Below are 13373 nucleotides of genomic sequence, written 5' to 3' on the forward strand. Positions count from 1 at the left end.
AGGTGAAGGGAAAGAATGACAGTGACAGAAGCATTGGCCGAAATCCGCCGCGGTACGGCGGAGATTATCGACGAGGAGCGTATCGAAACGCTGGTAAAAGCGGCCCTGGACGAGGGGAAAACCTTCAGCGTCAAGGCGGGATTCGACCCGACGGCGCCGGACCTGCACCTGGGCCATACGGTCCTGCTCAACAAGCTGGCCGCTTTCCAGCGTATCGGCGGACGCGTCCAGTTTATCATCGGTGACTTCACCGCACAGATCGGGGACCCGACCGGCAAGAGCGAGACGCGCAAAAAGCTGCTCCCCGAACAGATCGCCGAAAATGCCAAGAGCTATAAAGAGCAGGTCTTCAAGATCCTCGACCCCGAAAAGACGGAGGTCCTCTTCAACGCCGACTGGATCAACCCCATCGGCGCGGCGGGGATGCTGGAACTCACCACCCTGATGAACGTCGCACGGATGCTCGAGCGCGATGACTTTGAAAAGCGCTACAAAAGCGGCACGCCGATCTCCATCAGCGAATTCATCTATCCGCTGCTCCAGGGCTTCGACAGCGTTCATCTCGACAGCGATATCGAGATCGGCGGTACAGACCAGAAGTTCAACCTCCTGATGGGGCGCCATCTGCAGCGCGCCTACGAGAAGGGCAAAGAGCAGGCGGTTCTGATGATGCCGATTCTCGAGGGCCTCGACGGCGTCCAGAAGATGAGCAAGAGTCTCAACAACTACATCGGTGTCGCGGAAGCGCCGGGCGAGATGTTCGGGAAGGTGCTCAGCATCTCTGATGACCTGATGTGGCGCTACTACGAGCTGCTCAGCCACAGGAGCCTTGCGGAGATCGCCCAGCTCAAAGCCGATGTCGAGCGCGGCGCGGCCCACCCGAAAAAGGTCAAAGAGGCACTGGCGATGGAAATAGTCGAACGCTTCCACAGCGCTGCCGATGCCGAAGCGGCGAAGGCGGAGTTTGACCGGGTGCACGCCAAAAGCGAACTGCCGAGCGACATGCCCGAATTCACGCTCGACGGCCCGGTCTGGATCGCCAAAGCCTTGCAGGATTGCGGCCTTGAAGCATCTACCTCGCAGGCCCGGCGCGACCTTAAGCAAGGAGCCGTTAAAATGGATCAACAAAAAGTGGATGACGAACAGCTTCAGCTCGAAGCGGGGGAGTACATCCTGCAGGTGGGCAAACGCAAGTTTGCCCGCGTAAAGGTGAAATAGATGAGTTTCGAACCGCTGAAAATCGGTAAATATACGCTTGAAAAACCGATCGTTCAGGGCGGTATGGGCGTTGGTATCAGCTGGGACCGTCTGGCCGGCACTGTCTCCAAAGAGGGCGGCCTCGGCGTCATCAGTGCCGTCGGTACCGGGTACTATGAGCAAAAAGAGCATGCGCACAAACTGGTCTCCGGCCGCCCGCTGGACGTGGAGAACTTCTACTCCAAAGAGGGGTTGACCGCGATTGTCGACAATGCGCGCAAGATCTGCGGCGACGCGCCGCTGGCGGCGAACATTCTCTATGCCATCAACGACTACGGCCGTGTTGTCCGCGACGCCTGCGAAGCGGGAATCGACATCATTATCACCGGGGCGGGCCTGCCGACGAACATGCCCGAATTCACCGAAGGGTACCCCGACGTCGCCCTCGTCCCGATCGTCTCCTCGCCCAAGGCGCTCAAGATCATCTGCAAGCGCTGGGAGAAACGCTACAACCGCCTCCCCGACGCGGTGATCCTCGAAGGCCCCAAAAGCGGCGGCCACCAGGGCTTTACCTACGAGCAGTGTTTCATGGAAGAGCACCAGCTCGAGAACCTGGTCGCTCCGGTCGTCGAAGAGGCGGCAAGCTGGGGCGATATCCCCGTGATCGCTGCCGGCGGGATCTGGGACAAGAAGGACATCGAAGAGATGATGGCGCTCGGGGCCAAAGGCGTGCAGATGGGGACCCGCTTTATCGGAACCTATGAGTGTGACGCCCACCCGAATTTCAAGAAGGTCCTGCTTGAATCCAAAGAGGAGGATATCCACCTCATGAAGTCCCCGGTCGGCTACCCGGCCAGAGGCGTACGCACGAACCTGAGCAGCCTGATCGAAACACGCACAGGGCCGGCGATCAAGTGTATCTCCAACTGCGTCGCCCCCTGCGAACGCGGGGTCGAGGCGAAAGCGGTCGGTTTCTGTATCGCCGACCGTCTCAGCGATGCCTATGAAGGGAACATGGAACTGGGCCTCTTCTTCTCCGGTACGAACGGCTACCGGATCAACGAACTCATCAGTGTCGCCGACCTGATGAAGAAGCTCACCGAAGGCGAATAGGTCGCAATGACGCTGAAGCGGCTCCGCGCAATCGTCACGGCTCTGTTGCTGACGGCAACGACGCTCAGCGGGATGAACCTCTCCCAGGCGGAGCAGGCGCTCCACTCCAATAAACAATCCGAAATCTTCCAGGCATACGATACCTTCAAGTCCGCCTATATGGACGCCACGGTCGCAGGTGACATTGCCAAGAAGCGGCGTGCGCTCGAGGGGATCGTTGCCAGCGGAAGCAAACTGCATATCGACGTCAGTGACTACCGCAACAAGCTCAGAACGCTGCCGGCTGCGGCACCGGAGGTTACACCGACTTCGGCTGCGAAGCCCGCACCGGTCGCCAAGCCTAAAGCGGTATCGAAAGGCAAACCGAAAGCGCCGAGCATCAAGGGGCAGAACCGTCTTGACGGGGTGGAGTGGGATCACGGCAACCTCGTGTTCCGGTTTGAGAAATCGCTCTCGAACAGGGACGTTAACTTCTTCAAACTGAAACGAAGCGGCAAGCACGGTTACCGCTACGTCTTTGACATTCATGCGGTACTGGACAAGTCCCACACACTGACCCACCGTGATCTCAAACGCATCAGCCTGACCCAGTATAAACCGCAGACCATCCGCCTTGTGCTCGAAAGTTCCAAGGCGCTGCCGGTCCGTTTCGCCAAGGTGAAGAACACCCTGACGGTGCGCGCCGGGCTCTCCGGGGTGACGTCGCCCAAACGCGTACCGGCGCTGAGCCCCTCCCGGGCCCGTAACAAAGAGCGGGTGATCGTGATCGACCCGGGGCACGGCGGCAAAGACGGCGGGGCCGTCGGGCACAACCGCTACAAGGAAAAGGAGATCGTCCTCTCCCTGGCCACCAAGACCGCCTTACGGCTGCGTGAACGGGGCTACACCGTCTATATGACCCGTAGCAAGGACAAGTTCATCAAGCTGCGCAACCGTACCCGGTATGCTAACAAGAAACGTGCGGATCTCTTCATCTCCCTGCACGCCAATGCCGTGCCCAAAAGCAAAGCGCGCAAAGCGTATGGGATCGAGACTTACTTCCTCTCCCCGTCGCGTTCCAAGCGGGCGACGAACGCCGCGGCGCTGGAGAACAAGACGGAAGTCGAGGATATGGATTTTTACGGGAAGAGCACCTTCTTGAACGTGCTCAATTCCGAGAAGATTGTTGCGTCGCACAAACTGGCAATCGACCTGCAGTCGAGCGTCCTCTCGTCGCTGCGGGCCCGCTACAAAGAGGTGAAAGACGCCGGTGTGCGGGAGGGGCCGTTCTGGGTCCTGGTCGGGGCGCAGATGCCGGCGGTCCTCGTCGAGATCGGCTTTATCACCCATCCCAAAGAGGCGGTTCGGATTCACAGCAATACGTATCAGGATTATTTCGCCAGGGGCCTGGCGGAGGGTGTGGAACGTTATTTCGCGAAGAACCGTTGAGGGCTATTCGCTCTTTTGCGGCAGTTTTCCGGAGACGGATTCGCGTTTGGCGATCAGCGATTCGATCTGTGCTTTGACCTTGTCGTAGCGGAACTGCTCTTTGAAGCCCTGGATCCGGCCGCCCGAAGCGTTGGGGTGGCCGCCGCCGCCTGCCCACTCCTTGGCGATGAGGGAAACGTCGACCTGGTTGTTGGCGCGCAGGCTCATCGTACCGCGGGGGCTGATGTCGACAATGAAGTCATACTCCGGGTAGGCGACGAGGAAGCCGTTGCCGATGATGGAGGTGTTGCCGACGGCATAGCTCAGAAAGCCGCGGTACCCTTTGTAATAGATTGTCATCTCCTTGCGCTTCGCCCCCATCAGGGAGACGATGTACTTCGTCACCAGGTTGTCGAGGGTGTTGTTCTCCTCTTCGCGGAAAAACCCTTTTTTCATCAGATGGATCTTCTCGTCCAGCACGATCGGGGCGTCGGGCAGCGCGATCATCGCCGCGGCTTCGGTCAGCAGGCTCAGTTTGTAGGCGCGGTCTTGCTCCGCGAAGAGGGTGCGTCCCAGTTCGCGGGTCTCGCTGACAAGGCGCATGAGCACCTTGCCGTATTCGAAATTCTCCGTTTCATGCTGCAGCCAGAGGTCGACGGCGTTGACGACGGCGACATAGGCTTCCATCCACACAGGCTCCTCCTGCAGCCACCCCTGTTCCTTGGCGAATTCGTAGGTGATCTTTGTTGCGCTGCGGTCGGTATCGAGCAGGTACCAGCCGTAGCGGGCCGCGCTCTCTTTGCCGCTGCCGTGGTGGTCGAGCAGCTGCAGGGTGATCTTTTTGCCCGATTCGTTGAAGCGCTTGACTTCGCCGTCGAGCCAGCGGGACTCGTCGGGGGTCAGATTCAGGTCGGTGACGAGGATCATCGCTTCGGATTCGTGTGTGATCGCCTCGACGATCTGGCGCAGGCGTTCGGGGACCTCTTCGCCGTAGTTGGCGTTGTAAAAGTGCATGGTATGGGGCGTGTGCTGCATGACAAGCTGGCAGCTGTAGCCGTCGAGGTCGATATGGGAGAGATGGTAAATGGTCACAATGGCCTTTCTTGGGTTACTGTTCGATCAGGTCGGCGAGGGTGAGTTTCTCGAGGAAAGTATCGATCTTGTCCTGGAGCCGGTTGACGACGGGCCAGATCTGGCAGGTGGTCGCCTTGTCGGAGGGGCAGTCTTTCTGGGACTTGGAGCAGTCGAAAACGGAGGGGTTTTTCCCCTCGGCGGCGCAGGTGATGTCCCTGACGGTGATGGCACGCATATCCTTGGCCAGGGCGAATCCGCCGTTGGCGCCTTTGAAGGAGTTGAGGATACCGTTGCGCGCCATCGACTGCAGGATCTTCGCGAGAAAGCTCTTGGAGATGTCGAGTTCCTTGGAGAGGGTATCGGCATCGAGCGGCTTCTCGGCCTTGGCCAGGACGATGAGCGAGAGCAGGGCATATTCGCTGGCACGGGTAATGAGCATGGCATCACTTTCCGATCCCTTGGTGCAGGAGATCTGGTTTAATTAAGAGTAATTATATCCGATTACTCTAAAGCGTAGCTCAAAAAAATCGACTATAGAGGATGGGTTTAGCAAAGAGGCCCGTTGCGCCCCGGTACGGATTGCCAAAACAGGAAAGTTTCGCTATAATTGCGCCCTTGTTCAATCTGTGAACGAAATTTTATTATACCCTCAGGAGGCTATTATGGCTTTGGATGCGGCGAAAAAACAAGAGATTGTTAAAAAATTCGGACGTAACGAAAACGACACCGGTTCTTCAGAAGTGCAGATTGCACTGCTCAGCACACGTATCGCTGAACTGACTGAACACCTCAAAACTTTCAAGAAAGACCACGCTTCACGCCTCGGTCTGCTTAAACTCGTCGGTCAGCGCCGCCGTCTGATGCGTTATTTCAAACGCACAAACCGCGCAGCGTACGACAAGCTTGTTGCCGATCTCGGTATCCGCGACAACATCTAACACACCCGACAATACGCCCAAGGAACAAAGTCCCTTGGGCTGCGTTAACACTGGGTTCGCCTCGGCGGCGGGCCCTCGCACCTTGCGCTCTTTTCTCCCTCAAAACTCATTTCCGTTACCTCGAAGCTATCGTTTATACTCCTAATTGACCCCGAAGATCTCTTTGGCCCGTTCCAGGTCCTCCGGCGTATCGATGCCGAAGCCGGTGCTGGCGACCTTGACCATGCTGATGGGCAGCCCGTGGTGCACGGCGCGGAGCTGTTCGAGTTTTTCGATGTCCTCGACGGGGGCATCGTCGAGGGCGCAGAAGTCGTGCAGGCTCTTCTTGGTGAAGCCGTAGATGCCGATATGGCCGAAGTAGGTGGCCCCGCCGCCGCGGTTGTAGGGGATCTTGGAGCGGGAGAAGTAGATGGCGTCATGCTTCGCGTTCACGACGACCTTGACCAGGTTGGGATCGTCGGCGGCTTCCGCGTTGACGGCGTTGTAGCAGCTGCCCATGACAAAAGCGCGCCCCTCCGCCTTGAGGGTACCCAGACGGTTGATCAGCAGGGTCAGGACCTCCGGTTCGATAAAGGGTTCATCGGCCTGGATATTGATGACGAGTTCGTCGTCGGGGATATCGAGGATCTGCGCGCACTCGTTGATGCGGTCGGTGCCGCTTTTGTGCGTCGTCGAGGTGAGCATCGCTTTGACACCGTGGGCCTTGCAGACCTCGATGATGCTCTCGTCATCGGCAGCGACGACGACGTCGTCGAGGTGGGCAACCTGCCGCGCCGTGCGCACAACCATCGGCAGGCCGCCGATATCGGCCAGGACTTTTTGCGGGAAGCGGGTCGAAGCCAGACGGGCGGGGATGATGATCATGCGAATCCTTTCTTTTGGGCGAGAACGCCGCGGCACTGTATAATGACGGAATTATAAATCAAAAGGCGTTCGATGCTGCTTTACCAGCCGCAGGAGGGGTACTGCTACAACAGTGACTCGATCTTCCTGTACGACTTCATCTCCTCTTTCGCGCCGCGGGGCCGTATACTCGACGTGGGGGCCGGCTGCGGCGTCGTCGGGCTTCTGGTGGCCCGCGACAACCCGAAAGTGCGGCTCGAGGCGGTGGAGAAGCAGGACACTTTCGTGCAGTACGCCTCGAAAAATGCGGAGGTTAACGGGATCGACTACCGCGTCCACCATACGGATTTTCTCGCCTTCAACGACCCGGAGGGGTTTGAGTACATCGTCTCCAATCCCCCCTTCTACCACGAGGGGGCCTCGCGCTCGGAGAACGAAATGGTGCACACGGCGCGCTACAACCTGCACCTGCCCATCGATGCATTCATCTCCCATGCCGCGAAGCTCCTGCGGCCCCAGGGGCACTTGATCCTCTGCTACGACCCCCAGCAGTTCGCCCATCTCTGCGCCGCCTGCGAACGCGCCAAATTAAGAGTGGTTGATGTACAATTCGTTCATTCGAAACCGGATCGCAACGCGACCCTGGTGATGCTGCACGCCCGGAAAAACTCCCGTTCGCTCATGCGCGTCCGGCCGCCGATTTTCGCCTTTGACGAAGATGAGTTCTCCGCCAAGAGCCTGCAGGTCTACCGCGATGCAAGGACGCACAGTATAAAATGCACCCTATGATAAGAGAAGACGGCTACCCCTACGCGTTCGACCCCTCCGCCTGCGCCGGGTGCGGCGGACGCTGCTGCACCGGTGAGAGCGGCAATATTTTCGTCTCCCCCGACGAGATCCGGGCCCTGGCGGGTGCGCTGGAGATGGAGGAGGCGGACTTCCGCCGTACCTACCTCGAAAAACGCGGCTACAAGTTCTCGCTCAAAGAGAAGATCGTCGGCCTCTCGCACGACTGCATCTTTTTCGACCGCGAGACGAACGGCTGCGGCGTCTACACGGCCCGTCCCCTCCAGTGCCGCACCTTCCCCTTCTGGGAGTATTACAAAACCCGCGTCGACGAGCTCAAACGCGAATGCCCGGGGATCGTCGATGTTTAAAGCGGCCCTGCTGAGCGGAATCCTGCTGCTGGTCCTGACGGGCTGCAGCCTGAAAGAACCGACGCTCTCGCCGCAGACAAAGGCGTTTGACGAAGAGGATGCCTACGCCCTGTTCGCCCTTGATGCGGAGGCGCACGGGCAGTACGCGACGGCGGCGCAGCTTTACGCGGTGCTTTACGAGAAGGCGCCGCGCCTGCCGTACCGCGACCACTTCTTTGAAAACCTCCTGCAGGCGAAACAGTATGACGACGTGCTGGAGAACGTGCAGTCGTTCCAGGCCCTCGAAGGGTTCGATCCCCAGGTGGAGCGCTACCGCGTCCGGGCGCTGCTGGGCAAGGGGGAACTCCAAAAGGCGGAACAGGCCGCACTCGCGCTGCTGGAGAAGACGAAGGCGAAGCAGGACTACATCGGGGTGTCGGAGATCTACGCGCGCCAGAAGCAGTACAACACGGCACTGCGTTACCTGGAGAGCGCCTACGACCTCGATTACGACGAGATGGTCCTGGACCGGATGGCGGTGATCCTCTACGTCAACCTCGACCGCCAGAAGGACGCTATCGCCCAGCTCGAGACGCATATCCGCCTCCACGGCTGCTCGCAGCGTATCTGCAAGCGCCTGGCCGGGCTCTACAGCGAGCAGAACAACGTCGAGGGAATGCTGAGGACCTACCTGCGGATCTACAGTAACTACCCCTCCCAGGACGTGGCCGATGCGATTGCCCGTATCTACAGCTATCAAAACGACATGGTGCATCTCAAACAGTTCCTGGAGCAGTACCATACAGACGATGCCATGCTGCTCAAACTCTATATCAACGCCAAGGAGTACGCCGCTGCCTCCGAACTGGCCCAGAAGCTTTACGATCAGAGCGGCGATGCGACCTACCTGGGACAGAGCGCCATTTTCGCCTTTGAGGCGGCCGAAGATAAAATGGACCCGAAGCTGGTCGCGGAGATCGTCGCCAAACTGAAGACGGCGGTCAAGAGCGAAAAAGACGGCCTGATGCTCAACTACCTCGGCTACCTGCTGATCGACAATGACGTCGATCCTGCGGAGGGGATCCGCTATGTGGAGGAGGCCCTGCGGGAAGAGCCGGACTCGCCTTTTTACCTCGATTCACTCGCCTGGGGCTACTATAAGCTCGGCCAGTGCCGCAAGGCCGATGCCACGATGCAAAAGGCCCTCAAGGCGATGGGGGGCGAGCGTGACCCCGAGCTGGACAAACACGTCAAAGCCATTGAAGAGTGTCTGAAACGCCAACGCAAAACAACACAAGGAAAGCAATGATTCTGGATGAGATTATCGAGAAGACCAAAGAGGACCTCGCCCGCCGCGAGAAGGAGTACAGCATGGATTGGCTGGGACGCTCCCTCGCTTTCAACGCCCGTGCGCCTCGGCCGGTCATCCCGCATCTTCAGGCGACGGAGGCGGAGCCCTACCGCATCATCTCCGAAGTGAAAAAAGCGAGCCCCTCCAAGGGGGTGATCCGCGAAGATTTCGACCCGGTGGCCATTGCGCAGGCTTATGAGCGCGGGGGTGCCAATGCCATCTCCGTACTGACCGAACCGCACTACTTCCAGGGGAGCCTGGACTATCTTGCGGAGATCCGCCGGTACGCGAGCATCCCGCTCCTGCGCAAGGATTTCATCGTCAGCAAGTACCAGCTGGTCGAAGCCCTCGTCTACGGGGCGGATTTCGTCCTGCTGATCGCCAAGGCGCTCTCACGCAAAGAGCTCAAAGAGCTGCTCGACTACACCCGCCACCTGGGGATGGAGGCTCTGGTCGAGATCCACGACAAGGCGGACCTGACCAAGGCGATCTTCGCCGGCGCCGACATCATCGGCATCAACCACCGCAACCTCGAGACCTTCGAGATGGATATGGAGCTGAGCTACAAGCTGATCCCGCTCATCCCGAACAACAAGATCATTGTCGCCGAGAGCGGCATCTACGAACACGGCCAGTTGGAAGACCTCAGCAAGGCGGGTGTCGACGCCTTCCTCGTCGGAGAGTCCCTGATGCGCCAGGATGATGTCGAAAGTGCTCTGCGCTGCCTGAAAACGGGTGAGGGCTGCCCGAACTAATCCCTCTTATGCCGGTGAGAGCCGGAGATAAACAGTCCTGCCTCGTCAACATGCGCCATGCCGTCTGAGGGGCATGGTCGTCGTCAATGCCCCCCGCCCATTAACTCCGATGCTTCCATCACCACCACGACTCCCGAAGGATCGTACGCCAGGACGATCTGCCGGACGCTCTGGACCTTATTGTTATCGACGATCAGCATCAGCAGCCGCCTTTCGTCCCCCGTATGCAGGGTCGTCCCTTCGAGGATGACACCCCCTTCGTGCCCCAGTTTATGCAACAGATGGGCTTTGAGGGTATCGGCATTCTCCGAAGAGATGTGCAGCACTTTTTTGGAGGGGTGGCCGGAGAGGATCAGGTTGATGCCCCGGGCACTGATGTAGACGCCGACCAGGCTCCAGAGCATGCTGTCGAGCTGAGGGAAGACGAATCCGGCGGAGAAGACGATCAGGGCATCGAGTGCGATGATGAGATCTCCCTCTTTCCAGTGCGTCCTGTGGGCGATCATGCCGGCGATGATGGAGGGACCGCCGGGCGAGGCGCTGGCTTTGACGATCAGCCCTACGCCCAGGCCGATCAGCATCCCGCCGAAGACGGCGCCCAGCAGCGGTTCCTGCGTCAGCGCGGGGAGCTTCAGGACCTCCAGAAACATATCTGCGGACATGGCGATGACGACGATGGCGAAGACGGTCCGGAACGCATAGCCCCGTCCGATGAATTTCATGCTCATCAGCACCATCGGGATGTTGATCGAGAGCATGATCGTTCCGATGGAGATCCCGGTGAAAAAGTTGACCAGAATGGCCATCCCCGGGGTGCCCCCGGAGGTGATATGGTTGGGGACCAGGAAGAGGGTGACTCCCGCCGCCAGTACCATGCCGCCGATGAGGATCTGCACGTAGCGTTTCAGCTCTTTTGTGATTTTCGTTGTCATGACGTTTCCTTTGTGAACATACTGTCGGACAGTGCTCAGAACTCTGGACGGCAAAAGGGTGTCGTGAAGAGAGGACAGGGGGTACTCCGTCCCGGAAGTGACGGAATGGAAAAATTTATGAAAGGAGTTGTTTTACGCAGCCGCTGATGCGTTTGCCGTCGGCCTGGCCCGCGAGCTCTTTGCCGGCCATGCCCATGACCTTGCCCATATCTTTCATCGTGCTTGCACCGGTCTTTTCGATGATCGCCTTGACGGCGCTCTCCAGCTCGGCATCGTCAAGCTGCGCCGGCAGGTAGGTTTCGAATACGGCGATCTCGGCCATCTCTTTGTCGTAGAGTTCGTCGCGTCCGGCTTCCTTGTACTGGGCCGCCGCGTCGTTGCGCTGCTTGATCTGCTTTTGAATGATGGCGATGACATCGTCGTCGCTGAGCTCTTTGCGTTCGTCCACCTCGATCTGTTTCATGGCACTGTTGAGCAGTCTGAGCGCATCGCGGCGCTGGACCTCTTTGGCTTTCATCGCCTCTTTAATATCGTTTCTGATCTGATCTTTGAGCTCCATAAACTATCCTTTGCATTTGATGGCGACATTATACCTGCCTTAGATAAGGCTAAAAGAAGAGGCCTTCCGTCACGGCTTTTCATATTATTAACCCTTATGCTATACAATGGAGGCAATTGGAGTGGAAAGGAGTCCTGTGAAACTTTTCAACAAAGAGTACATGAACATCTATTTCGTCACGGCGGCCCTGGTTGCGGCATTCGCCTTTATGGCGATCAGTACGTGGGATATCGTCGGCGACGTCAACGAGCAGACCAGTGCCGATCTCGCTATCGACCGCCAGGTCGATGCCTGCTGGGATGAAAAGAACCTCGACGAGTAGTTCAGGTTTTCGTGCGGCTGAGCATCAGGGTGCCGAGCAGGACACTGAGGGCGCCGAGAAAGACGATGGTGTATCCCGTCGGCAGGTCGAACAGGTAGGAGGCGGCGATCGCCGCGGCGCTGAAGGCCCAGCCGAAGACGAAGGCGAACCGCAGCGGCGGGAAACGCTGCTGCATGGAGGCCATGAAGACCGGGGCGATCAGCAGGGTAAAGACGACGAGCACGCCGGCGAGCTGCACCGATGAGGTGACGGTGACGGCAAGCATGACAAAGAAGAGCAGCTCCTGCATGAAGCCGCTTAGGCGCGGATAGAGCTGCCAGATCAGAAGCCCCAGGAGGGCATAAACACCGCTGCTGTAGAGCACGTGCTCAAGCGGGGTGAAGAGGATGTCGGTGGCCAGCAGCGCCTTGAAGTGCTCTATCCCCTCGGCGGAGTTGGCCAGGACCATCATCACGCCGCTGGCCCCCAGCACGTAAAGGATACCGATAAAGGCCTCCAGGTGGAGGTTCCGATGCGAAGCAAACGCGATGAGCACGGCACTGAAAAGGGCGCTGCCGAGGGTAAGAAGATAGAGATAGTCGCCGTGGAAATAGCCCAGGCTGACGGCGCTTCCCAGTGCCGCGAACTGGGCGATGGCGAGGTCGGTGAAGATGATCCCCCGTTCAAGCACCCCTTTGCCGAACCAGGCGTGGATCATGACGAGCACGAAGACGAGCAGCAGCGGGGGCAGGAAAATATCAATCATCGGTGAGGGCCTTTGTCAGGTAGTCAAAGAGGGCGGTGAGGGAGTCGACGGACTCCAGGGCTCCGATGTCATGGGGCATCAGGATGACCTTGATCCCGGTCTTGTCCCGGATGTACTCCGCGGTTTTGGTGGAGTGGTAGACGTCGTGCAGGATGCAGCAGGGGTGCTCGGCGCGGATCTGCCCGATAACGTCGAGGGTATGGCGCGGGGAGGGCGGGATCCCCGGCAGCGGCTCGATCGTGGCGATGTTTTCAAGACCGTAGGCCTTGTTGAAGTAGGCGAGGTTGTCGTGGAACTGCACGACTTTCATCCCCTTTTTCGGGGCCATGACCTGCGCCCAGCGCGCGAGGTTTTTTCCCCACTGCACCTTGAAACTTTCCAGGTTCTTTTCATAGATACTTTTATGCTCCGCGTCGATCGACGCCAGGAAATCCGCGATCCGCTGTGCCAACAGCGGGATGTTGTGCGGATCAAGGTGGAAATGGGGATTGCCGGCGGGGTGGATGTCCCCGTTTGCCCGGTCGACCTCGCTCGGTTTGTTGATCAGCGCGATGCCCTGTGCCAGGTTCAAAAAGGTCGCTGCACCCGGATTGACCCGGGGGTTGTTGCCGCGGCGGATCAACGGGGGGAGCCAGCCGATCTCCAGCTGGCCGCCGTTCATGATCAGGGCATCGGCCCGGCGCATCTTGGCGATGAGTGAAGGGCGGGGGACGACGAAGTGGGGATCCCAGTTGCCCTTGGCCAGTACGACGGTCGTGACGTGGTCACCGCCGACCGCCCGCGTCAGTGCCCCGATGTAGGGGTAGCTGACGGCGATATTGAGATGGGCAAGGAGCGCGGCGGGCAGCAGAAGGATAAAAAGCAGTTTTTGCATGTCAAACCTTAGTGATTGGATGTCGCCCCATACGCATCGCCAAGGGCGTGTCAGGGGCTTTCCTACAGGGAAGACCCATTGTCGATACGGCGGCGGGACGCTGTCCCCGCCGCGTACACATAGATGG

The 13373-nt window shown here is 59.0% G+C and carries 16 protein-coding genes; 9 read left to right on the forward strand and 7 right to left on the reverse strand.

Translation table 11 applies throughout. The features are described 5' to 3' along the window. Nucleotides 1-15: 15 nt before the first annotated feature. The 3 genes from tyrS to ACXWTF_RS10550 are packed head-to-tail and all read left to right on the forward strand — an operon-like array spanning nucleotide 16 to nucleotide 3738. Nucleotides 16-1218, forward strand: a complete 1203-nt coding sequence (gene tyrS / locus ACXWTF_RS10540) for a tyrosine--tRNA ligase (RefSeq protein WP_461714950.1) — start codon at nucleotides 16-18, stop codon at nucleotides 1216-1218. Then, nucleotides 1219-2310 (forward strand): nitronate monooxygenase, encoded by a 1092-nt coding sequence (locus tag ACXWTF_RS10545; RefSeq protein WP_461714951.1) that lies wholly within the window; start codon nucleotides 1219-1221, stop codon nucleotides 2308-2310. It begins immediately after the preceding gene. Between the two features lie 6 nt (nucleotides 2311-2316). Further along, nucleotides 2317-3738: an N-acetylmuramoyl-L-alanine amidase family protein gene (locus ACXWTF_RS10550; protein WP_461714952.1), complete on the forward strand. Its 1422-nt coding sequence runs from the start codon at nucleotides 2317-2319 to the stop codon at nucleotides 3736-3738. Nucleotides 3739-3741: 3 nt separating this feature from the next. On the opposite strand, the gene ACXWTF_RS10555 is transcribed toward ACXWTF_RS10550, so the two are convergent. Both ACXWTF_RS10555 and ACXWTF_RS10560 read right to left on the reverse strand, forming a co-directional pair. Further along, nucleotides 3742-4809, reverse strand: coding sequence for a DHH family phosphoesterase (locus tag ACXWTF_RS10555; RefSeq protein WP_461714953.1), 1068 nt, complete (start codon nucleotides 4807-4809; stop codon nucleotides 3742-3744). A gap of 16 nt (nucleotides 4810-4825) precedes the next feature. Continuing rightward, nucleotides 4826-5230, reverse strand: coding sequence for an RrF2 family transcriptional regulator (locus ACXWTF_RS10560; protein WP_461714954.1), 405 nt, complete (start codon nucleotides 5228-5230; stop codon nucleotides 4826-4828). A gap of 223 nt (nucleotides 5231-5453) precedes the next feature. Here ACXWTF_RS10560 and rpsO point away from each other — a divergent pair, with 223 nt between their 5' ends. Continuing rightward, complete coding sequence (gene rpsO / locus ACXWTF_RS10565; RefSeq protein WP_461714955.1) at nucleotides 5454-5729, forward strand: 30S ribosomal protein S15; 276 nt, start codon at nucleotides 5454-5456, stop codon at nucleotides 5727-5729. 141 nt (nucleotides 5730-5870) lie between these two features. On the opposite strand, the gene kdsB is transcribed toward rpsO, so the two are convergent. Further along, nucleotides 5871-6593 carry a 3-deoxy-manno-octulosonate cytidylyltransferase gene (gene kdsB, locus ACXWTF_RS10570; protein ID WP_461714956.1) on the reverse strand — a complete coding sequence of 241 codons (723 nt, stop codon included), beginning with the start codon at nucleotides 6591-6593 and terminating at the stop codon, nucleotides 5871-5873. A gap of 72 nt (nucleotides 6594-6665) precedes the next feature. On the opposite strand from kdsB, the gene ACXWTF_RS10575 reads away from it, so the two are divergent. From ACXWTF_RS10575 to trpC, 4 genes are read left to right on the forward strand one after another with little or no spacing between them, the layout of a single operon-like run. Beyond that, entirely contained in the window at nucleotides 6666-7361 is a 696-nt protein-coding gene (locus tag ACXWTF_RS10575) for a tRNA1(Val) (adenine(37)-N6)-methyltransferase (protein ID WP_461714957.1), read from the forward strand. Next, complete coding sequence (locus ACXWTF_RS10580) at nucleotides 7358-7729, forward strand: YkgJ family cysteine cluster protein (RefSeq protein ID WP_461714958.1); 372 nt, start codon at nucleotides 7358-7360, stop codon at nucleotides 7727-7729. The genes ACXWTF_RS10575 and ACXWTF_RS10580 overlap by 4 nt, the downstream gene beginning before the upstream one ends. Then, nucleotides 7722-9017 carry a hypothetical protein gene (locus ACXWTF_RS10585; RefSeq protein WP_461714959.1) on the forward strand — a complete coding sequence of 432 codons (1296 nt, stop codon included), beginning with the start codon at nucleotides 7722-7724 and terminating at the stop codon, nucleotides 9015-9017. The genes ACXWTF_RS10580 and ACXWTF_RS10585 overlap by 8 nt, the downstream gene beginning before the upstream one ends. After that, nucleotides 9014-9814, forward strand: coding sequence for an indole-3-glycerol phosphate synthase TrpC (gene trpC / locus ACXWTF_RS10590; RefSeq protein ID WP_461714960.1), 801 nt, complete (start codon nucleotides 9014-9016; stop codon nucleotides 9812-9814). The genes ACXWTF_RS10585 and trpC overlap by 4 nt, the downstream gene beginning before the upstream one ends. Nucleotides 9815-9897: 83 nt before the next feature. Here the strand turns inward: trpC and ACXWTF_RS10595 are convergent, their stop codons facing one another. Both ACXWTF_RS10595 and ACXWTF_RS10600 read right to left on the reverse strand, forming a co-directional pair. Continuing rightward, the gene (locus tag ACXWTF_RS10595) at nucleotides 9898-10746 is read right to left on the reverse strand and encodes a YitT family protein (protein WP_461714961.1); all 849 of its coding nucleotides are present in this window, start codon (nucleotides 10744-10746) and stop codon (nucleotides 9898-9900) included. Nucleotides 10747-10861: 115 nt separating this feature from the next. Then, nucleotides 10862-11305 carry a GatB/YqeY domain-containing protein gene (locus ACXWTF_RS10600; RefSeq protein ID WP_461714962.1) on the reverse strand — a complete coding sequence of 148 codons (444 nt, stop codon included), beginning with the start codon at nucleotides 11303-11305 and terminating at the stop codon, nucleotides 10862-10864. A gap of 136 nt (nucleotides 11306-11441) precedes the next feature. Here ACXWTF_RS10600 and ACXWTF_RS10605 point away from each other — a divergent pair, with 136 nt between their 5' ends. Further along, nucleotides 11442-11627 (forward strand): hypothetical protein, encoded by a 186-nt coding sequence (locus ACXWTF_RS10605; RefSeq protein WP_461714963.1) that lies wholly within the window; start codon nucleotides 11442-11444, stop codon nucleotides 11625-11627. A gap of 1 nt (nucleotide 11628) precedes the next feature. On the opposite strand, the gene ACXWTF_RS10610 is transcribed toward ACXWTF_RS10605, so the two are convergent. Further along, nucleotides 11629-12372: an ABC transporter permease family protein gene (locus tag ACXWTF_RS10610; protein WP_461714964.1), complete on the reverse strand. Its 744-nt coding sequence runs from the start codon at nucleotides 12370-12372 to the stop codon at nucleotides 11629-11631. Next, complete coding sequence (locus ACXWTF_RS10615) at nucleotides 12365-13246, reverse strand: metal ABC transporter substrate-binding protein (RefSeq protein WP_461714965.1); 882 nt, start codon at nucleotides 13244-13246, stop codon at nucleotides 12365-12367. Before ACXWTF_RS10615 ends, ACXWTF_RS10610 begins: the two co-directional genes overlap by 8 nt. Nucleotides 13247-13373: the final 127 nt, after the last annotated feature.

This window comes from Thiomicrolovo sp. ZZH C-3 (assembly GCF_054862725.1).